We start from the raw sequence: 26,375 nt of genomic DNA, 5'->3' as shown, positions 1-26,375 counted from the left end.
GCGTCCTAACGCCGCAGCTCACCGCTATTGGCAAATCCCGCACAAGCCTTAGAATCCCGCGCGCTGTCGCAGTCGCCGGATCGGGTGATTGACGCGCACCTGAAGGCTGGCCACACCTCCTCGACGTGTGTCCGACATAACCGCCCTGCCCGATCGGCAGGCACTTGCCCAACAACACACACGTCGGCCTGGCAATCGCATGCGCAGAGGCGCACGTTCCGCTGTTCGATCTCTAGAGGTTTTTATGTCTCCGCGTTTGCTGGCCATGGCGCTGGCGCCTTTGCTCGGGCTGTTCATTGTTGCGCTGGGCAACGGTTTTCTGTCTTCTCTGACCACCCTTCGTCTCGACGCCGCCGGTGCCTCGACCACGATGATCGGCATCGTCTCATCGGCCTACTTTATTGGCCTGACGCTGGGTGCGGTGTTCAACGACCGCTTGATTCTGCGCATCGGGCACATCCGCGCCTACGGCAGCTTTGCCTCGCTGATCGCCGTGACCATCCTGTTGCAGGGATTGTTCTATGACACTTGGGGCTGGTTCGCCCTGCGCCTGATCAATGGCTGGGCCACGGTGGGTGTGTTTCTGGTGATCGAAAGCTGGCTACTGCTGGCGGGCGACGCAAAGATTCGCGGGCGCTTGCTCGCGTTGTACATGATCGTGTTGTACGGCGCCGGTGTGCTGGGCCAGGCAACGCTGGGGAAAATCACCGGTTTGAGCGACAGCGCACCATTCATGGTCGCCGGTATGCTCGCTTCGTTGTCAGTGTTGCCGATCGTGATTCTGCCACGCGTTTCGCCGCTGCTCGATCAGGTTGAGCCGCTCAAGCCTCGACAACTGTTGGGCGTGACGCCGACCGGGCTGGTTGGCTGTTTCGGCTCGGGTGTGACCATCGCGGCGATTTACACCTTGCTGCCGTTGTACCTGCAACGCAGCGGCCTGAATGTCGGCGAAGTCGGCAGCATGATGGCCTGGACGATTCTCGGCGCGATGCTTCTGCAATACCCGGTGGGACGCTGGTCCGATCACAAGGATCGCTTGCAGGTGCTGACGATTCTGACGATCGCGTGCACGGTGTTGTCGCTGGTGATTGTCTTGCTGCCACTGACTGCAACGATGCTCGCCGCGATGCTGTTTCTGCTCGGTGGCGGCGTGTTTGCGCTGTATCCGGTTGCCGTCAGCCACGCCGCCGATCGCGCTCCGGCCGAAGCGTTGGTGCCGATGATTCAGGGCTTGCTGCTGATCAACTCGCTGGGCTCGGCGATCAGCCCGATGATGATCTCGCCGGTGATGAACTCGTTCGGCGCCAACGGTCTGTTCTGGGTCTTCGCGCTGGTCAATCTGTGCATGGTCACGTTTTTCCTCTGGCGCCGTGGCAAACGCCCGGTTCCGGCCAATCCTGCGCCTTTTGCGGCGGCGGCCACGTTCTCGCCGACCGGTGCGGAGCTGCGAGTGACCGAAGACTTGCGTCAGGCGGTGCAGGAGCATCCGCCCATGGTCGATGCGTTGAGTGGCGAGCCTGGACCACACTGTGAAAGGCGCTGAGCGCTGCATGTCCTTTTCGCCAACAGGACAATAGGCGCGCCGTGAACAAAGCAAAAAAGCCAGTGCGGCGCTTGTCACACCACACTGGCCGGTTGTTAACGCAGTAACCCGCAATCAGCTACAGATGCAGCGAGCTGCCAGCGTTATTGATCTCAGCGTTTAACGCCAAAACAGTGCGAGAGTTCAGGGAAGCTGCCATCGCGAACCTCCGCTGAAAACTGGCCAACCGCATCGCGGATGACCGCATGGACGTCGGCATAACGTTTAGCGAAACGCGGCACAAAATCACCGCCAAGCCCCAGAATGTCCTCGATCACCAGGACCTGGCCATCGCACGCGGGCGACGCGCCGATGCCAATCGTTGGCACACTGAGCGTTTCGGTCAGCTCGCGGGCGAGCGGCTCTGCCAGCCCTTCCAGCACAAAGCAAAAGGCCCCGGCTTGCTCCATCGCCGTGGCGGCTTCACGGATAGCGTTCGCCGATGAGTCGTCCATGCCCTGGGCGCGGAATCCGCCCATGGTGTTGACGAACTGAGGCATCAAGCCGATATGCGCCATCACCGGGATACCGCGCTCCACCAGAAACTGCACGGTGGGAGCCATGGCCGCGCTGCCTTCCAGTTTGACCGCGGCGACATTGGCTTCCTGCATCAACCGTGCGGCACTGCGAAAGGCCTGGACCGGTGATTCCTGGTAGGAGGCGAACGGCAGATCGGCCACGACGCAGGCTCGGCGTGTCGCCTGAACGACAGCGCGACTGTGTTGAATCGTCTGATCCAGGCTGAAGTGCAGTGTGTTGGGCTGCCCGTAGGCAACCATCGCAGTCGAATCCCCCATCAGGATAACGTCGACGAATTCGTCAACGATCTCAGCGAGCGAGCGATTGTGCGCGGTCAACGAAACGATCTTGCGTTTGCCCTTGCACGCTCTGATGTCCGGCACTGATAGCCGACGGGTTTCACTTGCTGCAGTACTCATGGCGTGAGCTCCTTGCCAATAGCGATGAAGGAAATACCTTTTAAAGCGACGCTGACGCGAGTTCGGCTCTGGGCGAGGTGCCCGTCATCTGGCCAACGAATTCGACGATCAGGTCAAGTGTGTGCTCCGTCTGATCGAGATGCGGAGAGTGTCCGCAATCCATCAGGCAATGCCGGGTGACCGCTGCGGGTATCTTTTGCTCAATGGAATCGAGTTGTGCCAGCGTTCCGTATTCGTCCCGATCGCCCTGCAACACCAAGACAGGGCAATCGATATCGGCCAGGCAATGCTCAATATTCCACTCAAGAAAATCATCGGCAGCCCAGACGCTGCTCCACCCCACAAATACGGCTTTGGGGTCGGGATGAAACAGAGCCAGTTGCCGTTCCAGACTCCCGTCCAGGAACGAATTTCGTGCGGCGGCAATGCCGCTCAATGTGATCGACTCGACGAACACATGCGGCGCGAACAGCACCAGCCCGGCAACAGGAAATCTGCTCGCGTGGAGTAATGCGATGGAGGCGCCATCGCTGTGCCCCACCAGCAGAGGGTTGCGTAACTGCAGTTTCGCCAGCAGTTCAGGCAATACCTGCTGTGCCTCCACATGCATATAGTCTGATCGGCGTGGCAACGCTGCGCGAGACGAATGGCCATAGCCAAAACGGCTGTAAGCGAGCACTCGACGCCCGGTCATGGCTGCCAGTCGATACGGGACACGTCGCCACATCGCAATGCATCCGAGGCCCTCATGCAGCAGGACCAGCGGAGGACGATCGGCATCCCCGTCGATCAGCAAATAGTCAATATCACCACCACTTAGCGAGATCGTCGCCATCATTCACTCTCTACTGCAATTGCCAAATCTGGCTCCGGCGCTGAACCTAGCGCCAGCACCGCGCGGCTACTGAAAATGGCCATCAGCGTCACTAACCCGCCGAACAAGCCTATGGTTGAAGACATCTCCCATACGGACAACAGCAGGCCCACCCCGACCACGGGCACAATCAACCCCAGATAGGCCGCGACGAAAAACGCCGAACTGACTTCCGCCATGCGATCGGCAGGCGACAACATCGTCACCAGGCCCAACCCGCCACGCAGCACCATGCCCGCGCCCATCCCGCCCAGCACCGCGCCACCGAGAAATAACGTCAGGGAGGTAAATTCAAAGGCCAGCCAGACACTGGCCAACGCCACCGGCAGCAGCAATACACCCACTGGGACAACTCGCCGGGGCGCCATGCGCAACACCAGCAACTGGCCGATGGCAGCACTGCAAAACGCCAGGAATACAATGCTGCCGCTCAACAGAATGCCGCTCTGATGCAACCCGACCGCCAGGAAACGACCAGCCAGCGCGGCGAACAGACCGAGAAAGCTGAAGCCGCACAGCACCGACATCGCCACGGCCATAAAGGCCTGCCGCATCTCGCTCGGTATCCGCAGGCGCTGCAACCGTAGCGGCGGACGAGAACCGCCATGGATCACCGTTTCCGGCAGCCAGGGCAACAGCACAGCGGGCAACAGCATCAACAGCAATACGACATAACTGGCGTGGAGCGGTTGCGCCGCCTGCTCTGCCACCCAGCCAGACAGTAGTGCGCCAAAGCCGAGCCCGCCCATGTTGCTCAAGCTGGCGATCAACGCCGCGAGCGACCGATTCCCCAGCAATTCGGCCAGATAGGCCGTGCTGGCGCCCACCATCAACCCGACAGCCATCCCCGATAACAGGCGGCCAACGAACAAGCCGACTAACGTCGGCCAGAGCAAAAAGCTCAGCAGGCTCGCCAGCGTCAATCCGATCCCGAGCCCGAGCACCACGCGTCGGCCGAGCAGATCGGACAGTCGGCCAAATATCAGCAGCTTGAACAGTATCGCCAGTGCGTAGGAGGCAAAGACCAACGTCACCCAGAACGGCGACAAGTCCAGTTGCCTGGCGTAGAGCGGATAAAGAGGCGTCGGCAACGTGCCCACCATCATCACCACTAACAACAGATAAGTGCTGAGCCAGACGGCGCGGTTGAATCGGTGCGAAATGCCCATGAGCCGTTACCAGTCAATCTGTCGAGTATCGAACAGATTGACCCCCAACTGGGCTTTGCCCAAGTACTCCAGACAGTCCATCGGCTTGGCTGGCATGACACTGCAGAAAAACGATTCGCGCAGCAATCGTTCCAGTGGCCGGCTGCGATTCAAGGTGCTCGCACCACAGATCTTCACCGCCGCCATGGCCATCTTCGGCGCCAGTTCACCGATGAAGTATTTGGCCGCATGCACAGCAGCATTCGCCTCGATCGTTCCACGCCGCTCCACAATGAGTGTGCCTGCATGATTGAGCAGCGCGCGCCCGGCTTGCAGCTCCGCTGACAGCCTGCCGACTTCTTGATGGATTGCGCTGGATTCGCGCTGGGAAGGCGTGGCGCGCACGCCTTCGGTGATGTGTTGCAGCAACGCAGTGGCGATCCCGAAATAGACGCCGGTATAGCCGGCAATCATCCAGTGGGGCTCACGTACCAGTTTGAATAAAGACATGCCTTCGACGGCCAGAAACAAACGCTGGCGGGTGAGCAGCACATTCTCGAACGTCATGCTGGCGGTCTGAGTGCCGTTCATGGCAAACCCGTCCCACACCTGTCCGCACTGCACACCTTCGTCGTGGCGTCCGACCACGAAGTGGCTGATCTCGCTATCGCTATCGTTGCCTTCAGGTTTTGCCGTGACAACGATGTAGTCCGCAGCGCCCGCCAACGACACGAACGACTTGCTGCCGTTGAGCAGAAAGCCGCCGGCATGCGCCCGGTAATGGGTCTGGATACCTCGCAAGCGCGCGCCACTGCCCAGCTCCGACGTCGCCGAAGCGAACATCTTGTTGTGCGCGATCACCTCGTCGAATACCCAGGCGCGAAAGGCATCCGCCGCCACTGACAGCGTTTTCCCCGCCGACTCGCACAACGAGCCAAGCGCCACGTTGTGCATGTTGAAGCCCAGCGCCGTCGCCGCGTCATACTGCGCAAGTCGCGCCAGAACCTGGCTGTATTGCAGATAATTCAGACCTGCGCCCCCCGCCTCGCGAGGGATCAGCAAGCCTAAAAGTCCCGACTCCTTGATCAGTTGATAGCTTTCGCGACTGTCCGATTGCTGGTTATCCACCAACGGCGCCAAGTCGACCAACTGGGTACCGATGCGATCTACCAAGGCGAAAATTTCATCGATTTGATCTGGCAAAGCCATAAACGTTGACCTTCTATTTTTTCAGAAGCGCAAAGCGCTCAGTTCTCGACGGGCAAACCAGCCTGGCGCGCAACGCTGATGCGGAGCAGATCGTTCACCCCCGCATAGGTCATTGAAGCCAGTGGGCTGATGAGATCGATCGCGCGACCGGAATCGCCGATGTAAGAGCGCACGCCACCCAACTGAGCGGCCAACTGCGACAGCCGCGTAAAGTCTTCGGAAACCGATATCTTGACCATCGCCGCCTCACCGCTCAGCTGGCGCACAGTCACCCCGGCGTCGATGCGTCGCGCAATGCCGTAGAGCAGTTTTCGCGAGCGATAGAGGTACAGGCTCATGTCAGCCACGTGCCCCGCCACCAGGTGACTGGCGCTCATCGATCGACCGAAGTGGGTGCGCTCCCGGCTCCACGCGACTGTCTGATCGAGCATTCGGCGCATCGGCCCCAGCGCATAACCCATCAACAACGCGCGTTCCCACGTGGTGGTCGCGGTCATGACAGAGAAACCCGCGCCCTCGCCGCCCAGCAGGCTGTGCTCCTCCAGCCGTACGCCGTCAAAGCTCAACACTCCCATCGGCACGCCGGGCAACGCGGTCTTGTCCAGCGGAGCACCGCGCACCACGCCTGGCGCCGAGAGGTCAACCAGTGCGACGGACAAGTCGAAGGGAGATCGGCCCTTGCCGGTACGGACGAACACCAACGCGTGATCCGCCACCGGGGCGGCGGTGATGAAGCGTTTCTCGCCAGTTAATCGATAGCTACCATCCGCCTGGCGTTGTGCCACGGTTTCCATCGACATCGGATCACTGCCGCCATGTGCCTCAGTCAGCGCGTGACACAACACTGTCTCGCCGTCTTCCAGGCCTGCCAGTTGTCTGCGCTGCTCGGCATTCAGCCAGGCCTGCATCGGCAATTGCATACCAAACAACTGTGACGCCAGCGCATAGCAAAGGGCTGGACTGATGCCGCTCAGGCCCAATCCTTCCACCATCGCCAGCTTGTTGGTCACTGTGCCATCCGAGGCACGCAGCAAGCCGGTCCTGGCGGCCAGCAACCATTGCTCCCGGAAGGTTTTGCCTTCCAGTTCAGGCCGCAACGCCTGCCCTTGCAAGCAACTCTCCTGCACGGTTTGCTCAACTGTTTTGTCTTCGTTTACGAACAGCATGACTCGCCCTCTCTGTTATCTGCACAGACTCAAGCGAGTTCGACCCGGTTGGCTTCAATCACGGCCCACAACGTGGCCGGCGTGCGAAACGAAGCGGCGATGACTTTTTCTTCCGGAAACGCGATGCCGAACTTTCTCTCGACGTCGGTGACGATGGAGATGATGGTCAGAGAGTCCAGCCAGCCCTCCTCCAGCAGAGCCGTATCGGGCAACACGGTAAGGTCTTCACCTTGGTATTGGGTCAGCAGATTTGCCTGGATCAGCAAGCACAGCGCTTCAATGTTATTCATTGCCTATCTCTTCCATGTTTACGCTCAACATGCCCAAAGCACGTCGATCTATTTTGCCGTTGGCCGTCGCGGGCAGCTTTCGCGCCATACGAATGCCATCCGGTTGCATCCTCTTGGGTAATGCACTGTTCAAGCCGCGAAGAATGTCTGCGCGACTGGCGCCGGCACTCACCACATGTACCCAGATTTCGGCCTCCGGCGTTGTGCCTTGGCGAACCACGACCGCCGCCGTTTCAATGCCGGGCAACGCCAGTACCGCACTTTCGATGTCGAGCAGATCGATACGGTGACCGCGGCGCTTGACCTGATGATCACGGCGGCCCTGCAAATGAAAACGACCATCGGCCGCCTGATAGCCGATGTCCCCTGTGCCATAGGCCAGCCTTTGCACGCCATCGCGGAAATACACGTTCTTACGGGCATCGCGGCAGATGCCGTCGACCAGATAACCGGCGAAGACCGTTGGGCCAGCAACGAAAATCTCGCCCTGCGCAGCCGCGCGACCGTCCTCGCCGATAAGCTCGACTTCTACCCCCTCGATTGCCCAGCCGATTGACGGTAAAACCGTGTCGACACCCGCCAGGCTCACCTGTTCTGCGGTACACACATTGGTCTCGGTGGGGCCATACAGGTTGTAAAACGGCAAGTCGGGGAATGCCGTCAGATAGCGTGCCAGCAGCTGTGGCGGGAATGGTTCACCGGCGTACAACGCAGCGCGCAGAGCCGATGGCCGCGCCTGCTCGATTGCCCCCTGCTGCAACAGCATCTGATACAAGGTCGGGACGGCGTAAAACACCGAGATACGCTGCTCATCCAGCCAACGCGTGACATCGCGAGGAAACATCTTCAAGAAGTCTGGCATCAGGCAAAGACAGGCTCCCGCCAGTGCGGTCGAGAACAGGTCGAAGGTCGTCAGATCGAAGGTGAGTGCCGCTTGTGAGCCCACCCGATCCTCGCAACTCAGAGCCACCGTGCGGGCTGCCCAGGCAGAAAAATGCAAGACGTTGGCGTGGGTCAGGCATACGCCCTTGGGCGAACCGGTACTGCCCGAGGTAAACAAGACATAACCGCCCTCGTCCCCGGCATGTCGTTGCGGTTGCCCTGGCAAGGCAAACAGCAATAGCCCGTCCACTGTGCGAACATCGCCAGCCTGACCATGAATGGCAACCACCCTGGCCGCTGCGGCCTGGCTTGCCACAGTTGCCAGCAAAAAATCCAGGTCGGCGTTGGCCAACATGCGTGCGCCCCGTTCCGCGGGGTCCTTGATATCCATCGGAGCAACTAATGCGCCCAGCCTCAATGCGGCATAAATGGCCACAACAGCGCTTGCACTTTTGGCGATATAAATGCCTATTCGATCGCCCGGCTGAACGCCTTGCACCCGCATCAACTCACATAACTTATTAACTGTTCCGTTAAGTTGTTCGTAGCTGAATGTGCCATCTTGCGCTTCCAGTGCCGATCTCTGCGGATAACGCTGTGCAGCCGCAACCAGTGCCTGATCAAGCCGAATACAATCATTGAACACGGTTGGCCTCTACTTCCAAATTGATATGTCCTGTCGTGGCACCAGGGCAATTGGGGTGGCGATAGTAGAAGGATTCTTCCAACCAGAGTGAATGAACAATTTTTATAAACACTATGCGGAAATGGCATACAAGATGGATCTGAAAAACTTACGCTACTTCGTCGAAGTGACGGAGCATGGAAGCTTCTCGAAGGCCTCCCACAATATTCATGTCACGCAACCGGCGCTGAGCAAAGCGGTGCAACAGCTTGAAGAAGAACTGGGCTCGACGCTGCTGGTGCGCAGCCGTCCAGGCGTGCCATCACGTTTGACGCCATCGGGTGAAGTGGTTTTCCACCACGCCAAACGCATACTCAGTCGCAGCAAGCAAATGCTCACCGACGTCAACCTGCTCAATAGCCTCGTCACCGGCGTGCTTAAGCTGGGCCTGCCGCCGCTAGGCAGTACCGATCACATTGCCTTTGTGTTGACCGAGTTTCGGCAGCGCTTCCCGCAAGTGGAACTGCAGTTGCGCGAACAAGGTGGGCAAGCGCTGGAAGACGCTGTGCGCAAGGGCGAAATAGAACTGGCAATCAGCCTGCGCCCGGATGACGAGGAACTCGCGTGGCTGCCGATTTGCGAGGAACCACTGGTTGTCGTCCTGCCGCCGCGCCACCCACTTGCCAGCCGCCATCGGCTGAGTCTGCCCGATCTGGCGCATCACCCATGGGTCCAGTTACAAGGCGCCTCCATTCTCAATCACCGCATCAAGCTCTGTTGCCCTGATCTGGACGTCAGCCGTCTGCAAGTAGCCAAGAGTGACAACCTGGCTTTTTGCCTGTCATTGGTGGCTGCGAATGCGGGCCTTATGGTACTGCCCAGACTTTTGGCGCAACACCATATTCCGCCCGGTGTGGAAATTGTCCCGCTTGAATGCGCCGAACTTCAGTGGCAACTGGTTGCCATCTGGCGCAAGAACTCGCAACTGTCGGTGGCGGCACAACAATGGCTTGAATTGCTGGCCAATCAAGGGGGCAATAATCTGGAATAACGTCGTGATCCAACGACCTGCAGGCATTCAGTAAAGTTCGGACTCGATACTTGAATCACGAATGCTTACTCATTGTTTTTCAGGCATACAAAAGGACAATAACCATTTCCTGTTTGAAAGCCCGTCCTTGGGCTTTCGCTAAATTACAGCCACTCAAAAATCCACAGTCGCCGACAACAGATAAGTTCGCGGCGTCGACAGGGTCAACCCCGGTTCACTGTCATCCGAAGCCCCCGCCGAACTCCAGTAACGCTTGTCCAGCACGTTCTCGACATTGGCGCGCAAGGTCACGGTTTTCTCATCGACCTTGAAGGCATAGCGCGTGCCCACATCAAAACGCTCCCAGGCGTCGATTTGCTTCTCGTTGGACTGATCCAGATATTGCGAGCTGGAATAAATTCCGCGCCCGGTCAACGTCAGTCCCTGCACGGTCGGCACGTCCCATTCGGCGCCCAGATTGACGTTGTATTTCGGGGTCGCCGGCGCGCGATTGCCGTCGAACGTGCCGTTGGTGGTCTTGGTCAGTTCACTGTCGATGAACATCACGCCGCCCAACAGCCGGAAGCCTTTCAACGGCTCGCCGAACACGCTCAGTTCGACCCCGTCGTTCTGGCGTTTGCCGTTGGGGCCGAAGACGCGTGTCGTGGCATTGGTTTCGTAAGCGGGCTGTTTGATCCGGAATACTGCGGCGGTCAGCGCGTAGGCACCCGCGTCGTACTTGGCGCCGACTTCAACCTGGCGACTGATGAACGGCGGGAAGATTTCGTCCTCGTTGATCGAGGTCGAAGGGGCGATCTTGCCTTGGCTGAGGCCTTCCATGTAGTTGGCGTACAGCGACAACTTGTCCGTCGCCTTGAACAGAATGCCGCCCGAGGGCGAGACTTTTTCTTCATCGTAGGCCGTGTCGCCTTTGACGTCATCGCTCCAGTCATCGACTTTCACCCGTTGCCAGCGAGCGCCCAGCGTCAACAGCAATCGATCGTCGAAGAACCCCAGCGTATCGGACAACGCCACGCCGCTGAAGCGGTTTTCGGTGTAGACCTTGGCGTCGTAGCGCGTCGGTGTGCCGGGTTTTGCCGTTTCCACCGGCTCATACAGGTTGCTGCGCCCGGTGGCGTAGCGCGCACCGCCATTCTCGAAATCCATGTAGAAATAGCTGGCCGCGAGGTTGACCTCGTGGCTCACCGGCCCGGTATGGAACCAGTTGCGCACACCGGCCGTGGCCGTGCGCACGTTTTCGTCGCGGGTGAAGTCGCGCGGCAGAACGCTGAAATCACCGGCGTCGTTGGTCACGGATACGGCGTGGCGCAAGAAGTCATGATTACTTTTGCGCGCACCGACGCCGCCGTACAGCATTACCGAATCACTGACATCGAACTCGGCATTGAGCGTGCCGAAGGTGTCCTCGGTTTTCGCCTGGCTCCACGGTTGCGCGTAGTTGCGATGCACATTGTTCGCGCTCGGCACCTTGGCATTGGCCGCGACTTGCACGCGTTCCTGCGGTGCATCGGTGTCGCGTTCGGTGTGGCCGATATCCGTCGACAGGCGCAGGCGTTCGCCGCGAAAATCGAGGCCGAGCACCGCCATGTCACGGTCGACACTTTGATGATCCCACTCCGTGTCACCGGACTGTTTGACGCCGTTGAAGCGCAAACCGAACTGGTTGTCTTCGCCAAAACGGCGACCGACGTCCACGGCGCCACCGAGCTGATTATTGGAGGCGTAGTTGGCGGTCAACGAGGTGATCGGCTGGTCGCTGGCGCGCTTGGGCACCACGTTGATCCCCCCACCGACACTGCCCCGTGGCGAAATGCCGTTGATCAACTGGCTCGGGCCTTTGAGGATGTCGACGCGGTCGGCCATCTCCATGTCGATCGTGTAGGTCGGCAACACGCCGTAGAGGCCGTTATAGGCAACGTCGCTGTTGAACAGACTGAAACCACGGATGGTGAACTGCTCATAGCGGCCACCCGCCGGGTTGGTCGCGCGCACTGACGGGTCGCTGCCGATCAGGTCGCCCAAGGTACGCGCCTGCTGGTTCTTCACCGCCTCACTGGTGTAAGTGGTCATGCTGAACGGGGTTTCCATGAAGTCCCTGGAGCCCAGCAAACCCTGTGAGCCCCGGCGCGCCACCTGTCCACCGGCAAACACATCGGCGTCGGTTGTGCCGGTCGCACCGAGAATCGAAGTCGGCGCCAATTGCAGGCTGCTGCCATCGGCCGCAGGAATCAACGTGTAAGCGTGATCGCCCACCGGTTGCAATTGCAGACCGCTGCCCGACAACAGCCGAGTGAAGCCCTCTTCCACGCCATATTCACCGGCCAGGCCATTGCTGTTGCGGCCGCTCACCAGTGCGGGATCGACTGACAGATTGACCCCGGCCAACCCGGCAAAACGCGTCAGCGCCGCACTCAGACTGCCGGCGGGCACCTGATAATTGCGCCGGGCGTCATCGGCCCAACTGGATTGCATCAATACCGGGCTGGCACTCAGGCTCAGCACGAAGCTCAACTGCAACAACGGACGCAAACGACTTGGGAATACTGCGGGCATTGGAAGAAGCTCTCGATTTTGTTCACTTACCTGCAATGACCGGTAAGGCGAAGAAAAGGGACAGGCTTCAGACGATATTTTTTCGCGGCGTCAGCGTGACCCAGAAACGCGTACGCGAATGCACCTCCAGCGGCAAGCTTGCCGCCAGCAGCGCCAGCACTTTATCGGTGTCGTCGAGACGGAAACTGCCGGTGATGCGCAGGCTTTCCAGGGCCGGCTCCCACCGCAACAACCCTGAGCGATAACGACTCAACTCGCGCAGGAAGTCGCCCAGTGGCTGGTTCTGCGCCATCAACACGCCGTCGCGCCAGCCGGGCATTTTCGTGTCGTAAGGCGTGACCAAACCGGCGCCTGAGGCTTGCAGGTTAATCTGTTGCCCTGCATTCAGTTGCAGCAAAGGCCCGTGCAACGGCTGCAATTGCACCGATCCGCTGAGCACCGATACGTTGCAATCACGCTCGTTGAGACGCACGCAGACTTCGCTACGGCTGACGATGATCCGGCCGTAAGGCGCATTGATCGTCAGCGCCGCGCCGCCACGAACGTTGAGCGCCATTTCGCCGCGCACCAGGGTCAGTTCACGGCTGGTGAGATCGACATTCACCGCACTCGCGGTGTTCAGTTGCAAGGTGCTGCCATCGGCCAGCTGCATCTGTTTGTGTTCGCCGGTGCTGGTGTGCAAATCGGCGCGCCAGACGTCCAACGGTAGTTGGCGACTGATCAGCCACGCCGTCGGCACCAATGCGGCCAGAGCCAGCGCCCGTTTCAGCGCCGCACGCCGCGCCAGGTCCGGGCGATCCAGTGTGGCCATGGCCAATTCTGCGGGCAGACTGGAAAAACGCTGGCGCAACAACTGGATCTTCTGCCAAGCGTTTTCGTGGCGGCTGTCGCTGTCGCGCCAGGCCTTCAGCCGCGAGTGATCCGTTTCACTGGCTTCACCCGATTCGAGCAACGCCAGCCATTGCGCGGCGGCGCGCGCCACTTCCCGCGCTTCATTACCGGGCGCTGTTCTCATCATAGATCTAGCATCAAACAATGCTCGTAAGCCGTTGTCATATAACGTTTTATTGTTCGCTCGGAAACTTTCAAGCGCTCGGCAATCTCGCGATAACCCAGGCCTTCGAGCTGACTCCATAGAAACGCCTTACGCACTGCTCGCGGCAAGCCATCGAGCAATTCATCCAGCGCTTGCAGGGTTTCCAAAAGCACCCAACGTTGCTCGGGCGACGGCACGCATTCTTCGGGCAATTGCGCGAGGGCTTCGAGATAGGCTTTTTCCAGGCTGCGACGCGTGTAGAAATTGCTCAGCAGGCGTTTGCCGACGGTCAACAGGTACGCCCGTGGCTCACGCATGTCGGCAATCGGTTGCGCACTGCAGAGCACACGCACAAAGGTGTCCTGACTCAGGTCCGCCGCATCCCAGGCATTGCCCATGCGCCGCCGTAGCCAGGTTTCCAGCCAGCCTTGATGATCGCGATACAGTTCGTGCAGGTGCTGCGGCGATGGCGTCGCTGCTTCAGTCATCTCAAGAGTCCTGCGCGAAGTCAGTGTCAAATGAGAGTGATTCTATTTAACTTGCGCGCCGACACAAAGCCTTTTTATCCGCTACGGCATTCAAGAGCGCTTTAGCGTCTCGCTCGGTAATTCCTTGAACAACGCCCGATAACTGCTTGAAAACCGTCCCAGATGCCAGAACGACCACTGCATGGCCACCTCGGCAACGGTGGTTTCCGTGGGGCGACGCTTGAGCAGTTCGCGGTGGGCGCTGTTCAACCGGCGCAGGCGTAACCAGTGGCTGGGCGTCATGCCGGTGTAGGCCTTGAAGGCCTGTTGCAACTGACGCAATGACACGCCCGCAACCTGCGAGAGTTCGAGCAGATTGAGGGTCTCTTCCGCTGAGTCCGCCGCCCAATCACCGACGCGTTTCATGATGGCGCGCTCTTCAGTGCGCCGCTGCAAGCCGCCGCCGTCCAGACACACCCGCGCATTGTCGAGGATGAATAGACAGTCATCCAACAGCTGCTTGGTTAGACCATCTTTATCAAGCGGATCAACAGCTTGCGACAACTTCGTGAGAGTCGAGCTTAACCAGCGACTGAACAAGGCGTTCTGCCCGCAGTTGAGCTGGGTCATGAACATCCCTTCCAGTTTTGCCACGTCCAGACCGTGCTGGCGAACGAACTCAGGGCCGAACACCACGGCGATTTCCTGGTAGTTCTCCGGGGTGATCCAGATGTTGCGACTGTCTTCATTGAGCAGATAAAGCGCGTTGTCGCTGCGATCAAAACAGAACGCCAGCGCCCCCGACGGCGCACTGAAATTCTGCTCGACGCGGGTGTTCATCTGCTCTTCGTAGACCTCGACGCCTTGCAGATCCAGATAGCGGATCTGCCCGGCGAAATGGCCTGGCGACATCTGTTGGTAATGCTGTACCCAACCCGGTGTCACGCGGACTTGTTCAGCGACATCGGCGGTGTTGAACGCTTGTACCTGGAGCGGATTGCACGTTGTCATGGGGTGACCTTGCGCACTCTTTTGGTGCGCTTTGGTGCTGCTTAAAGTGGATAGATGGAACTGCAAGGCTCGCCCAAGATAGTCGTCAACGCGCCACAGGGGAAGGGGCGGAAGATGAAACCCGCCCTCCCCGGCGTCTATAAAACCAATAACGAGGTCTTTATGAATGCCCCTTTCGATCAGCTGTTCACGTGGCTGAAAGATCACAAGATTACCGAAGTCGAATGTGTGGTCAGCGACCTGACCGGCATTGCCCGCGGCAAGATCGCACCGACCAACAAGTTCCTGCATGAGCGAGGCATGCGCCTGCCGGAAAGTGTGCTGCTGCAAACGGTAACCGGGGATTTTGTCGACGACGACATCTACTACGACCTGCTCGATCCTGCCGACATCGACATGGTCTGCAAACCAGTGGCTGACGCGGTCTACGTGATTCCATGGGCGATCGAACCAACCGCCATCGTCATCCACGACACCTTCGACAAATTCGGCAACCCGATCGAACTGTCGCCGCGCAACGTGCTGAAGAAAGTCTTGCAGCTGTACACCGACAAAGGCTGGAAGCCGATTGTTGCGCCGGAAATGGAGTTCTACCTGACCCAACGTTGCGAAGACCCGGATTTGCCGCTGAAGGCACCGCTGGGCCGTTCGGGCCGTGCGGAAAGCGGTCGTCAGTCGTTTTCCATCGATGCCGCCAACGAATTCGATCCGCTGTTCGAAGACGTCTACGACTGGTGCGAACTGCAAGGCCTGGACCTCGACACGCTGATCCACGAAGACGGCCCGGCGCAGATGGAAATCAACTTCCGCCACGGCGATGCGCTGGATCTGGCCGACCAGATCACCGTGTTCAAACGCACCATGCGTGAGGCCGCGCTCAAGCACAACGTCGCCGCGACGTTCATGGCCAAGCCGATCGGCGATGAGCCCGGCAGCGCCATGCACATTCACCAGAGCGTGGTCGAGATCGCCACCGGCAAGCCGATCTTTGCCAACGCAGACGGGCAGATGAGCGAGCTGTTCCTCAATTACATCGGCGGTTTGCAGAAGTACATCCCGAAAGTGCTGCCGATGTTCGCGCCGAACGTCAATTCGTTCCGCCGCTTCCTGCCGGATACCTCGGCGCCGGTCAACGTCGAATGGGGCGAAGAAAACCGCACCGTCGGCCTGCGTGTGCCGACTTCCAGCCCTGAGGCGATGCGCGTGGAAAACCGCTTGCCGGGCGCGGATGCCAACCCGTATCTGGCGATTGCCGCGAGCCTGCTCTGCGGTTACATCGGCATGGTCGATGGCATCGAGCCGAGCGCCGGGGTACAGGGCCGCGCCTACGAACGCCGCAACCTGCGTTTGCCGATCACCATCGAAGAAGCGCTGACGCAGATGGAAGAGTGCGAAACCGTGGCGAAATATCTGGGCGACAAGTTCGTCCGTGGTTACGTCGCGGTGAAGCGTGCCGAGCATGAAAACTTCAAGCGCGTGATCAGCTCGTGGGAGCGTGAGTTCCTGATGCTCAGCGTTTAATTCAAATTTGCACAAAACCTGTGGGAGCGGGCTTGCCCGCGATGGCGGCGGCACATTCAGCAGTGATGTCGAAGCTGCCGGCCTCATCGCGGGCAAGCCCGCTCCCACAGGATTAGCGAACCACCTGAAAAGTCCAATAAATTAGAGGTGTCGATATGCGTCTGTTGAAATCCATGGTACCCGCCGCTCTGGCCCTGATGTGCAGCGTTGGAGCACACGCCCAGCCCCAGGTCAGCGTCTACAACTGGACCGACTACATCGGCGAAACCACCCTCGCCGACTTCCAGGCAAAAACCGGGATCAAGGTGATCTACGACGTCTTCGACTCCAACGAAACCCTCGAAGGCAAGCTCCTCGCCGGGCGCACCGGGTACGACGTGGTCGTGCCATCCAACCACTTCCTCGCTCGTCAGGTGAAGGCCGGGGCGTTCCTCAAACTGGATCGCGCGCAACTGCCGAACTTCAAGAACCTTGATCCGAAGCTGCTTGAACTGCTGGAGAAAAACGACCCGGGCAACGAGCACTCGGTGCCGTACCTGTGGGGCACCAACGGCATCGGCTACAACGTCGACAAGGTCAAGCAAGTGCTGGGCATCGATCACATCGATTCCTGGGCTGTGCTGTTCGAACCCGAGAACCTGAAAAAACTCACCCAGTGCGGCGTGTCGATGATGGATTCCGCCGACGAAGTCTTCCCTGCGGTGCTCAACTACATGGGCATGGACCCACGCAGCGAAAACCCCGAAGACTACAAAAAAGCCGAAGCGAAACTGCTGAGCATTCGTCCGTACATCACCTATTTCCATTCCTCCAAATACGTCTCGGATCTGGCCAACGGTGACATCTGCGTAGCCTTCGGTTATTCCGGCGACGTGTTCCAGGCCGCCAACCGCGCCAAGGAAGCGAAGAACGGCGTGAACATCGCCTACGCCATCCCGAAAGAAGGCGCCAACCTGTGGTTCGACCTGCTGGCGATTCCGGCCGATGCGAGCAACACCAAAGAAGCTCACGCCTTCATCAATTACCTGCTCGATCCGCAAGTGATTGCCAAGGTCAGCGCTTCGGTCGGTTACGCCAACCCGAACCCGGCCGCCAAGCAGTTCATGGATCCGGAGCTGGTCAACAACCCTGAGGTGTATCCGCCACAGGAAGTGCTCGACAAGCTCTACATCTCTACCACCCCGCCCCAGGCGATCATGCGTCTGATGACCCGCTCCTGGAGCAAAGTGAAGTCGAACAAATGAATCAGTACACCGAAGAACACGCCCGCTCCTACTACGCAGCTTCAGCGCGGGCGACCACAGCGTATCCGCAACTGGAAGGTGAGCTGAGCGCCGATGTCTGCGTGATCGGCGGCGGGTTCACCGGGGTCAACACGGCCATTGAACTGGCACAGCGCGGGCTTTCGGTGATTCTGATCGAAGGCCGGCGCATCGGTTGGGGCGCCAGCGGGCGTAATGGCGGGCAGTTGATTCGTGGCATTGGCCATGACGTCGACGGCTTCGCCAAGTATGTCGGCCAGGACGGCGTGCGTTACTTGCAGCGCGCCGGCATCGACTCGGTGGAACTGGTGCGCCAGCGCATCGGCGACCACGGCATCGAGTGCGACCTGCGTTGGGGCTTCTGCGATCTGGCCAACACCTCTGCGCAGTTCGATGCATTCAAGGAAGAACTGGTCGACCTCGCCGAACTCGGTTATGCCCACGAAACCCGCCTGATCGGCCCGGAGCAGATTCGCCAGCAAGTGGTCAACTCCGAGATCTATGCCGGTGGGCTGGTGGACATGGGTTCCGGGCATCTGCATCCGCTGGATCTGGTGCAAGGCGAAGCGCGGCTGGCGGCCTCCCTTGGCGTGCGGATCTTCGAGCAAAGTCAGGTGCTGGAAATCATCCATGGCGCGACCGTGCAGGTGCGTTGTGCCCATGGCACGGTGCGTGCCGGCAGCCTGGTGCTCGGCTGCAATGCGCATCTGGATGAACTCGAACAACAACTCAGTGGCAAAGTGCTGCCGGCCGGCAGTTACATCATTGCCACCGAACCGTTGTCCGAGGAGCGCGCCGCGCAACTGATCCCGCAGAATCTGGCAGTGTGCGACCAGAAAGTCGGTCTCGATTATTACCGGCTCTCGGCTGACCGGCGCTTGTTGTTCGGCGGTGCCTGCCATTATTCCGGGCGCGATCCTGCGGACATCGCGGCTTATATGCGGCCGAAGATGCTTAAGGTCTTCCCGCAATTGGCCGACGTGCGCATCGATTACCAGTGGGGCGGCAAGATCGGCATCACCGCCAACCGTTTCCCGCAGGTCGGGCGGCTCAAGCAGCATCCGAATGTGTTTTATGCGCAGGGCTACTCCGGCCATGGCCTGAACGTCACCCACTGGTGCGCAAAACTGCTCGGCGAAGCCATTCATGCCGGGCACAGCCAAGGTATGGACGTGTTCAGCGGCGTGCCGCACATGACCTTCCCCGGCGGCCCGGCGCTGCGCTCGCCCCTGTTGGCGCTGGGCATGTTCTGGTATCGCCTGCGCGAAATCCTTGGCTAACCCCCTACCCAATCTGATCGTTCCCACGCTCCGCGTGGGAATGCCTCAAGGGACGCTCTGCGTCCAGTGACGCGGAGCGTCACGGGCTGCGTTCCCACGCGGAGCGTGGGAACGATCAATAGCGGCATATGCGCTATACAGATTTGCTCTATCGCCAAGCACTTCTATATTGATGAGGTGCTTTTGCGTTCCTGACGCTCAGTGCCCAATCAATCGAGGAGGACATGGATGAAGTCGTCAGCCACCGACGAGCCGCGAGCACCAGGCCAGGCCCCCATCAAAACCCGCCGTTTCGGCATCTCACTGGTCTGGATCGTGCCGATCGTGGCCGTGCTGGTGGGCATCTCGCTGGTCGTGCACAACATCCTCCAGGAAGGCCCGACCATCGTGGTCACCTTCAAGACCGGCAGCGGGCTGACGGCGAACAAGACCGAGGTCAAGTACCGCAACGTGGTTGTCGGCCAGGTCACGGATGTCGAGTTGAGCGATGACCAGAAAAGCGTCAACGCCACCATCAAGCTGGCCAAACAGGCCGAAACCTTCACCCGTGAAGACTCGCAGTTCTGGGTCGTGCGCCCACGGATCGGCGCCGGCGGTGTTTCCGGCATCGACACCCTGCTCTCCGGTGACTACATCGGTGCCGACATCGGCCAGTCCAATGCCCGCGCGAAAAACTTCAAAGGCCTGGAAAACCCGCCCCCCATTACCTACGGCGAGCCCGGCAAACGCTTCATGTTGCATGCCTCAGACCTCGGATCGCTGGACATCGGCTCCCCCGTTTACTACCGCAAGATTCCGGTTGGCCAAGTCGTCACTTACGCCCTCGACCCCGACGGCAAAGGCGTCAATATCGAAGTGTTCATCCATGCGCCGAACGATGCCTTCGTCACCGAAAACACACGTTTCTGGAACGCCAGCGGCATCGACGTCAATGTCGGCGCCAACGGCTTTGCGGTGAAGACCGAATCGCTCTCGACCCTGCTGGTCGGCGGCATCGCCTTCCGCGCTCCGGAATACAGCCCCAACGACGTCGCAGCGGCCGAAGACAAAGACTTCGAACTGTTCGCCGAGCAGAGCACCGCACTCGCCCCGCCCAACGGCAAGGCGCAGTACTTGAGTCTGCGCTTCGACCAATCCCTGCGCGGCCTGAAAGTTGATGCGCCGGTGGAGTTCCTTGGCATGGAGATCGGCCGAGTGGTCGGGATCAATCTGGATTTCGATGCGAAAAAACGCAGCTTCCCGCTCAACGTCGGCATCGTCATTTACCCGCAGCGCCTGGGCATGGCCTACGGCAAAATGCTCACCGCTTTCAAGCATGACCCCAACGACGAAGCGGCCGGTATTCGTCTGATCGGTACCTTTATCGACAATGGCCTGCGTGCGCAGGCGCGCAGCGGCAATCTGCTGACCGGGCAGCTTTACGTTGCCTTGGACTTCTTCCCGAAAGCCGAGAAAGTCGCGTTCGATCCGACGTTGCGCCCGGTGATGATCCCGACCGTGCCGGGTAGCCTTGAACAGTTGCAGGAAAAACTCGAAGCCGTGGTCGACAAACTCAACAAGCTGCCGGTTGATCGCATTGCCAGCAACCTCGACAGCAACCTGGTCGAACTGCGCAAAGGCCTGACCCAGTTCAACGCGAAGACCTTGCCGGGCGTGCAAAACACCCTCGCCGACGTCAGCAAAACCCTACAGTCCGCCAGCTCGACCCTGGCCGAAGATTCACCGCAACGCGAAAAGCTCACCGAGACCCTCGACGAACTCGGCCGCATGTCGCGCTCCCTGCGTGAACTCTCGGATTACCTCGGTCGCCATCCGGAATCGCTGATTCGCGGTCGCCCAGACAACGCAGCGCCGCTGGACCTGAAAGGACCGCCACGCAATTGAGCACAGGAGCTTAACCATGGCTTTACCGCTGAAGATCACCGTGCTCGCTGCTTGCATGCTGCTCGGCGCGTGCCGCAGCGACCCGATCAGTTTTCATACGCTGACGCCGGTGCAAGTGGGCAGCGCCCGCCCCGGGGCGCAAATCCCGATTGAAGCCATCACCGTACCGCCGCAGGTCGACCGCCCGCAAATTGTCATTCGCCAGGGCAACAGCGGTTTGGCGATCCTTGAAACTCAATGGTGGGGCGCGAGTCTGGCGGATGAGCTGCGCAGTGCACTGGTCGATCAACTGAGCAATTCCAGCGGTCGCGGCGATGTGTCGGTGCGCATCGAGGTGCAACGTTTTGATTCGATCCCCGGCCAATACGCTCTGATCGATGCGAAATGGCGGCTGCGTCCGCTGGGTGACACCGACAGTGGCCTGGTCACTTGCCGCTCGACTTTGCAAACGCCGTCAGGGCCGAGCATCAATGAGCTGGTGACCGCTCAGCAAAACAACGTCAAACGCCTGGCTGCACTCATCAGTCAGGCGGCAGGCAACCCGCGCGGCTGCCCGTCTTCCTCCTGAATCACACCTTCTGGCTCCAGCTTAAGACGCACGGCTCTCGTGCGTCGGCGAGTCGCTGCTAATCTGAATAGGAATGACATGTATTAACCGTCTTTTTGGCGGTTTTTTCTCATCTGTCAGCCTGATTTGCCCGCGACTCAACAATGCAAACCCTTCGCCTCACGTCCGGCGAAGGCTTGCCCATAACGTATAAAAAGCCAGGAGCCCGCCCATGAGTCCACACCTTCCCGCCTTCCTGAAACACGCCGCACTGGCCACCGCCCTGCTCGGTTCCGCCCCACTGTGGGCTGCCGACGGCGTTGGCTTGTTGGTCTACAACGCCCAGCATGAAAGCCTGACCAAGGCCTGGGTCGCTGGTTTCACCGAAGAAACCGGCATTCCGGTGACCATCCGCAATGGCGATGACACCGAAATGGGCAATCAACTGGTTCAGGAAGGTACGGCTTCCCCGGCAGACGTATTCCTCACCGAGAACTCCCCGGCGATGGTGCTGGTCGACAACGCCAAGCTGTTTGCGCCGATTGCGCCAGCCACCTTGGAACAGGTGGAAGCGGCTTACCGCCCGGCGCATGGCCAGTGGATCGGCATCGCCGCGCGATCAACCGTATTCGTCTACAACCCGGCCAAACTGGCGGAAAAAGACCTGCCGAAATCCCTGCTCGATCTGGCCAAACCCGAGTGGAAAGGTCGCTGGGCCGCCTCCCCGGCCGGTGCCGATTTCCAGGCCATCGTCGCGGCGGTGCTTGAGCAGAAAGGCGAAGCCGCCACGCTCGACTGGCTCAAAGGCATGAAGACCAACGCCACCGTGTATCGCGGCAACAGCGCCGTGCTCAAAGCGGTGAATGCCGGGCAGATCGACAGCGGCGTGATCTACCACTATTACAGCTTCGTCGATCAGTCCAAAACCGGCGAAAACAGCAAGAACACCAAGCTCTACTACTTCAAGCATCAGGACCCCGGCGCGTTCGTCAGTACCTCCGGCGCCGGCGTGCTGGCCTCCAGCAAACATCAGGAAGACGCGCAGAAGTTCGTCAAATACATCACCGGCAAGGAAGGCCAGGAAATTCTCCACAGCGGCACCTCGTTTGAATACGCGGTGGGCAAAGACGCGCCTTCGAATTCTAAACTGACGCCGTTGAAGGAGCTAGATGCGCCAAAAGTCGATGCATCGAAACTCGACAGCAAGAAAGCCGTCGAGCTGATGACCCAGGCGGGAATTCTGTAAGTGATCCCGGAACCTTTACCGGCGGAAATCGCTGCGGCGTCTTCCGCTCACCTGCCACTGAAAATCCGCGCCCTCAACGGGCGCGGGGGGTCGTGGGTGGTTGCGCTGGCGATCACGGTTTCACTGCTGTCGTTGCTGCCGACTGCGTTTGTGATCGGCGTGTCGTGGGCGACCGGTTGGGCGACTATCGAAGCCCTGGTGTTTCGCCCAAGGGTTGGCGAACTGCTGATCAACACGGTGCTGCTGGTGTTGATCACCCTGCCCTTGTGCATTGTGCTCGGCACGACGCTGGCGTGGCTGACCGAACGCAGCAACCTGCCCGGGCGGCGCCTGTGGTCATTGCTTGCAGTGGCGCCGTTGGCGGTGCCGGCGTTCGTGCACAGCTATGCGTGGGTCAGCCTGATTCCATCGATCCATGGATTGCCGGCCGGAGTGCTGGTGTCGGTGATCGCCTATTTCCCGTTCCTTTATCTGCCGGCTGCAGCGACCTTGCGGCGACTCGATCCAGCGATAGAAGACGTTGCCGAATCCCTCGGTCTCAAGCCCTGGGCGGTGTTTTTCCGCGTGGTGCTGCCGCAGTTGCGCCTGGCGATTTGTGGCGGTGCGTTGCTGGTCGGTCTGCATCTGCTGGCCGAATACGGGCTCTACGCAATGATTCGCTTCGACACCTTCACCACGGCGATTTTCGATCAGTTCAAATCGACCTTCAACGGCCCGGCGGCGAACATGCTCGCGGGGGTTCTGGCTCTGTGTTGTCTGGCCATGCTCACCGTCGAATCTGCCGCGCGGGGCAAGGCACGTTATGCCCGCGTGGGTTCTGGCAGCGCGCGCGAACAACGCACGGTGTTGTTGAGTCGCGGCGCCAAAGCGCTTGGGTTGGGTCTGCAAGTGCTGACGTGCCTGCTCGCCCTTGGCGTACCGTTGCTGACGCTGGGCCGCTGGTTGGTCGCCGGCGGTGTAGAGGTCTGGGAAAGCGATGAGTTGCTGCCCGCGTTGTTGCAAACCCTGTCGTTCGGCGTGGCCGGCGCGTTGCTGACCAGCCTCGCGGCGATCCCCATTGCCTGGCTGTCGATCCGCGCGCCGGGCAAATTGCAGCGCCTGCTGGAAGGCTGCAATTACATCACCAGTTCGCTGCCGGGGATTGTCGTGGCGCTGGCACTGGTGACCGTGACCATCCATTTCGCCCGGCCGATCTACCAGACCACGATTACGGTGCTGCTCGCCTATCTGCTGATGTTTCTGCCACGCGCACTGGTCAGCCTGCGTGCCGGTTTTGCCCAGGCCCCGGTAGAACTGGAGAACATCGCGCAAAGCCTCGGCCGTTCGCCGCTGCGCGCGTTGTGGCTGATTACCTTGCGCCTCGCTGCTCCCGGCGCGGCGGCCGGCGCCGCCCTGGTGTTTCTGGCGATCACCAATGAATTGACCGCGACTTTACTGCTCGCACCCAACGGCACCCGAACCTTGGCCACCGGTTTCTGGGCCATGACCAGTGAAATCGATTACGCCGCCGCAGCGCCTTACGCACTATTGATGGTGCTGTTATCGCTGCCGCTGACGGCCATCCTCTACCACCAATCCAGGCGCACCGCTGGCCGATGAACGCACTTGAACTGATCTCCCTGAGCAAAGCCTTTGGCGCGCAGCAAGCGCTGGACGACATCTGCCTGTCCGTCCCGACCGGTAGCCGCACGGTGATTGTCGGCCCGTCGGGCTCCGGCAAAACCACGCTGTTGCGGATGATCGCCGGCTTCGAATTTCCCGACGCCGGCAGCCTGATGCTCAATGGTCAGGTGCTGGTCGACAGCACCCACGCCGTACCGGCTTATCAGCGGCAGATTGGCTATGTGCCGCAGGACGGCGCGCTGTTTCCGCACATGACCGTCGCTGCCAACATCGGTTTTGGTCTGGCCCTGACAGGATCGGCAAAAACCGAACGTATCGCACAACTGATGGACAGCGTTTCTCTGGATACCAACATGGCCAACCGTTGGCCGCATGAATTGTCCGGCGGTCAGCAGCAACGGGTTTCGCTGGCTCGCGCACTGGCCCAGCAGCCGCGATTGATGCTGCTCGATGAACCGTTCTCGGCGCTCGACACCGGCCTGCGCAGCGCCATGCGCAAAATGGTCGCGCGCTTGCTCGAAGACGCGGGCGTCACGACGATTCTGGTCACCCACGATCAGGGCGAAGCGTTGTCGTTTGCCGACCAGTTGGCGGTGATGCGTGGCGGGCGTCTGGTGCAGTCCGGACATCCGATGGATTTGTATCGGTACCCGCACGATGAGCAAACTGCGCATTTTCTCGGAGAAGCCGTGGTGATGCCCGCGCGCATTGAATCCGGGCTGGCCCATTGCGACCTCGGCCCGGTGCCGGTCGACAGCAACGGTTTCATTGGCGACGCGCAGATCATGCTGCGACCGGAGCAACTGCAGGTGGGCGGCGCAGTCATCGGTAATCAGGGTTGCCATGCCGTGGTCACCGAGCGCGATTTTGCCGGCAACACCTGCACGTTGACCGTCGAACTACGCTCGTCAACCAGTCAGGATCCGGGGCGCTCACTGTTAGTGCGCAGCTCCGGCATGCACGCGCCACCCGCCGGCAGCCCGGTGCAATTGTCAGTGCTCGGCGCCGCTCACGTGTTCACCGCGTCCTGATCACAGGTCGAAGCGATCCACCGCCCGCCGCCGTTCGTTGTCGTCACGCACATCGTAGTTGGCGGTGGTCTGGATATTGCTGTGGTGCGCCAGTTTCTGCGCGATCGACAGGTCGTGCTCCTCGATCACCCGAGTGATGAACGAACGGCGGAAATCGTGCGGCATGATCTTCACCCCGACCTGGGTGCCGCGCTGCCGGGCAATGTAATAGATCGCGTGTTTGGTGATGCGCTCGCGGGTGATGTGGCTGCCGCGACGGATGCGGTTGAACAGAAAGGCATCGTCGCTCTCGCCTTCCTTGAGTTGCTCGCGGCGAAACTCCAGCCATTTATTGAGCTTGTCGAACGCCCACGTCGGCGCATATTTGATCAGTTGTTTATTGCCCTTGCCGGTGACGGTCAGGCTGCGTTCGCGGAAGTCGACTTGATTCAAGTCCAGGTCCACCGACTCCGATTTGCGCATGCCGGTGCCGTACAACAAGGCGATCACCGCCGCATCGCGCAGGCCCTGCGGACGTGGGTCGGCGGCGCAGACTTCCATCAGTTCGTGAATCAGCGTGCGCTTCAAATTGCGCCCCTGGGACAAACGCGTGCCGGCAATACCTTTGACCGAACGCATTTTCAGCAGATGGTCCTGACCGATCAGGCTCATGCGCCAGGCTTCATTCATTACGCCGCGCACGGCATTCACATACAGCGAAGAAGTATTTGGCGCATAACCGTCGGCGCGCAACGCGGCGACCAGCGCGATGACGTCTTCGGGCTGCAGCCCGTGCCAGGGGATTTCCTCGATGTCGACGTCTTCGAAACCGAGGCGGTCGGCGGCGTCCTGCAAGACATACCGCATGGTCAGTTGGCTGGACGGCGCCAGACGGGCCAGATACAGCGTCAGCGGATTAGTGTTGGACGGGGTGGATTCAGTACTCGACAAGTCAATCAAACGAAACGGCCTTGAATAGAAAACAGTTCAACAAAACAACTTAAAAGTGCAAAGAAACTTATATAAGGAACGACTTTTCCGTAGGACTTTTCTATTAAAAGTGCCGATGAACGGAGGAAGTCTGAACGGTGGCTGTATGGCTAACAGATAAACGAATCGCCGACCGGTTTTTCATGTTCCTTTGACAAAAACGGGCATAACCTTAGTTAC

General features: G+C 59.9%; 22 protein-coding genes. 10 read left to right on the top strand and 12 right to left on the bottom strand.

The window, feature by feature from the left end:
* Positions 1–199 precede the first annotated feature (199 nt).
* The gene (locus ACZZ0B_RS11345) at positions 200–1,543 is read left to right on the top strand and encodes an MFS transporter (RefSeq protein ID WP_463545202.1); all 1,344 of its coding nucleotides are present in this window, start codon (positions 200–202) and stop codon (positions 1,541–1,543) included.
* A gap of 152 nt (positions 1,544–1,695) precedes the next feature.
* Here the strand turns inward: ACZZ0B_RS11345 and panB are convergent, their stop codons facing one another.
* Genes panB through ACZZ0B_RS11310 form a run of 7 tightly spaced genes read right to left on the bottom strand, consistent with a single transcriptional unit; the run spans position 1,696 to position 8,735 of the window.
* Positions 1,696–2,520, bottom strand: a complete 825-nt coding sequence (gene panB, locus ACZZ0B_RS11340; protein WP_158831420.1) for a 3-methyl-2-oxobutanoate hydroxymethyltransferase — start codon at positions 2,518–2,520, stop codon at positions 1,696–1,698.
* A 40-nt stretch (positions 2,521–2,560) separates the two neighbouring features.
* A complete protein-coding gene (locus ACZZ0B_RS11335) occupies positions 2,561–3,358 on the bottom strand; it encodes an alpha/beta fold hydrolase (RefSeq protein ID WP_463545201.1) in 798 nt (265 codons plus the stop codon).
* Complete coding sequence (locus ACZZ0B_RS11330) at positions 3,355–4,563, bottom strand: MFS transporter (RefSeq protein WP_158831424.1); 1,209 nt, start codon at positions 4,561–4,563, stop codon at positions 3,355–3,357. The genes ACZZ0B_RS11335 and ACZZ0B_RS11330 overlap by 4 nt, the downstream gene beginning before the upstream one ends.
* A gap of 6 nt (positions 4,564–4,569) precedes the next feature.
* Positions 4,570–5,751 (bottom strand): acyl-CoA dehydrogenase family protein, encoded by a 1,182-nt coding sequence (locus tag ACZZ0B_RS11325; RefSeq protein WP_463545200.1) that lies wholly within the window; start codon positions 5,749–5,751, stop codon positions 4,570–4,572.
* 38 nt (positions 5,752–5,789) lie between these two features.
* Positions 5,790–6,917 carry an acyl-CoA dehydrogenase family protein gene (locus ACZZ0B_RS11320; protein WP_463545199.1) on the bottom strand — a complete coding sequence of 376 codons (1,128 nt, stop codon included), beginning with the start codon at positions 6,915–6,917 and terminating at the stop codon, positions 5,790–5,792.
* A 29-nt stretch (positions 6,918–6,946) separates the two neighbouring features.
* Positions 6,947–7,207, bottom strand: a complete 261-nt coding sequence (locus ACZZ0B_RS11315; RefSeq protein WP_463545198.1) for an acyl carrier protein — start codon at positions 7,205–7,207, stop codon at positions 6,947–6,949.
* The gene (locus ACZZ0B_RS11310) at positions 7,200–8,735 is read right to left on the bottom strand and encodes an AMP-binding protein (RefSeq protein ID WP_463545197.1); all 1,536 of its coding nucleotides are present in this window, start codon (positions 8,733–8,735) and stop codon (positions 7,200–7,202) included. The genes ACZZ0B_RS11315 and ACZZ0B_RS11310 overlap by 8 nt, the downstream gene beginning before the upstream one ends.
* A gap of 133 nt (positions 8,736–8,868) precedes the next feature.
* On the opposite strand from ACZZ0B_RS11310, the gene ACZZ0B_RS11305 reads away from it, so the two are divergent.
* Positions 8,869–9,765, top strand: a complete 897-nt coding sequence (locus tag ACZZ0B_RS11305) for a LysR family transcriptional regulator (protein WP_158831434.1) — start codon at positions 8,869–8,871, stop codon at positions 9,763–9,765.
* A gap of 153 nt (positions 9,766–9,918) precedes the next feature.
* Here the strand turns inward: ACZZ0B_RS11305 and ACZZ0B_RS11300 are convergent, their stop codons facing one another.
* From ACZZ0B_RS11300 to ACZZ0B_RS11285, 4 genes are all read right to left on the bottom strand, one after another.
* Complete coding sequence (locus ACZZ0B_RS11300; RefSeq protein WP_463545196.1) at positions 9,919–12,318, bottom strand: TonB-dependent siderophore receptor; 2,400 nt, start codon at positions 12,316–12,318, stop codon at positions 9,919–9,921.
* 67 nt (positions 12,319–12,385) lie between these two features.
* Positions 12,386–13,333: a FecR domain-containing protein gene (locus ACZZ0B_RS11295; protein WP_463545195.1), complete on the bottom strand. Its 948-nt coding sequence runs from the start codon at positions 13,331–13,333 to the stop codon at positions 12,386–12,388.
* Complete coding sequence (locus tag ACZZ0B_RS11290; protein ID WP_463545194.1) at positions 13,333–13,842, bottom strand: sigma-70 family RNA polymerase sigma factor; 510 nt, start codon at positions 13,840–13,842, stop codon at positions 13,333–13,335. Before ACZZ0B_RS11290 ends, ACZZ0B_RS11295 begins: the two co-directional genes overlap by 1 nt.
* 90 nt (positions 13,843–13,932) lie before the next feature.
* Positions 13,933–14,832, bottom strand: coding sequence for a helix-turn-helix domain-containing protein (locus ACZZ0B_RS11285; RefSeq protein ID WP_463545193.1), 900 nt, complete (start codon positions 14,830–14,832; stop codon positions 13,933–13,935).
* Between the two features lie 162 nt (positions 14,833–14,994).
* Here ACZZ0B_RS11285 and ACZZ0B_RS11280 point away from each other — a divergent pair, with 162 nt between their 5' ends.
* The 8 genes from ACZZ0B_RS11280 to ACZZ0B_RS11245 all read left to right on the top strand — a co-directional run bounded on the left by ACZZ0B_RS11280 (position 14,995) and on the right by ACZZ0B_RS11245 (position 25,226).
* Complete coding sequence (locus ACZZ0B_RS11280) at positions 14,995–16,353, top strand: glutamine synthetase family protein (RefSeq protein WP_045123278.1); 1,359 nt, start codon at positions 14,995–14,997, stop codon at positions 16,351–16,353.
* A gap of 155 nt (positions 16,354–16,508) precedes the next feature.
* Positions 16,509–17,597 carry a polyamine ABC transporter substrate-binding protein gene (locus tag ACZZ0B_RS11275; RefSeq protein ID WP_440093824.1) on the top strand — a complete coding sequence of 363 codons (1,089 nt, stop codon included), beginning with the start codon at positions 16,509–16,511 and terminating at the stop codon, positions 17,595–17,597.
* Positions 17,594–18,895, top strand: coding sequence for an NAD(P)/FAD-dependent oxidoreductase (locus ACZZ0B_RS11270; protein WP_463545192.1), 1,302 nt, complete (start codon positions 17,594–17,596; stop codon positions 18,893–18,895). Before ACZZ0B_RS11275 ends, ACZZ0B_RS11270 begins: the two co-directional genes overlap by 4 nt.
* 228 nt (positions 18,896–19,123) lie before the next feature.
* On the top strand, positions 19,124–20,779 hold the full coding sequence (locus tag ACZZ0B_RS11265; RefSeq protein ID WP_008086011.1) for a PqiB family protein: 1,656 nt from the start codon (positions 19,124–19,126) through the stop codon (positions 20,777–20,779).
* 16 nt (positions 20,780–20,795) lie between these two features.
* Positions 20,796–21,347: a PqiC family protein gene (locus ACZZ0B_RS11260; protein WP_463545191.1), complete on the top strand. Its 552-nt coding sequence runs from the start codon at positions 20,796–20,798 to the stop codon at positions 21,345–21,347.
* 211 nt (positions 21,348–21,558) lie between these two features.
* Complete coding sequence (locus tag ACZZ0B_RS11255) at positions 21,559–22,572, top strand: iron ABC transporter substrate-binding protein (RefSeq protein WP_463545190.1); 1,014 nt, start codon at positions 21,559–21,561, stop codon at positions 22,570–22,572.
* A gap of 3 nt (positions 22,573–22,575) precedes the next feature.
* A complete protein-coding gene (locus ACZZ0B_RS11250) occupies positions 22,576–24,171 on the top strand; it encodes an ABC transporter permease (protein ID WP_463546930.1) in 1,596 nt (531 codons plus the stop codon).
* Positions 24,168–25,226, top strand: a complete 1,059-nt coding sequence (locus tag ACZZ0B_RS11245) for an ABC transporter ATP-binding protein (RefSeq protein WP_463545189.1) — start codon at positions 24,168–24,170, stop codon at positions 25,224–25,226. The genes ACZZ0B_RS11250 and ACZZ0B_RS11245 overlap by 4 nt, the downstream gene beginning before the upstream one ends.
* Here the strand turns inward: ACZZ0B_RS11245 and ACZZ0B_RS11240 are convergent, their stop codons facing one another.
* Positions 25,227–26,072, bottom strand: a complete 846-nt coding sequence (locus ACZZ0B_RS11240) for a site-specific integrase (protein WP_463546929.1) — start codon at positions 26,070–26,072, stop codon at positions 25,227–25,229.
* Positions 26,073–26,375: the final 303 nt, after the last annotated feature.

This window comes from Pseudomonas sp. AC247, assembly GCF_979258015.1.
This window is presented reverse-complemented; position numbering and strand designations above follow the sequence as displayed.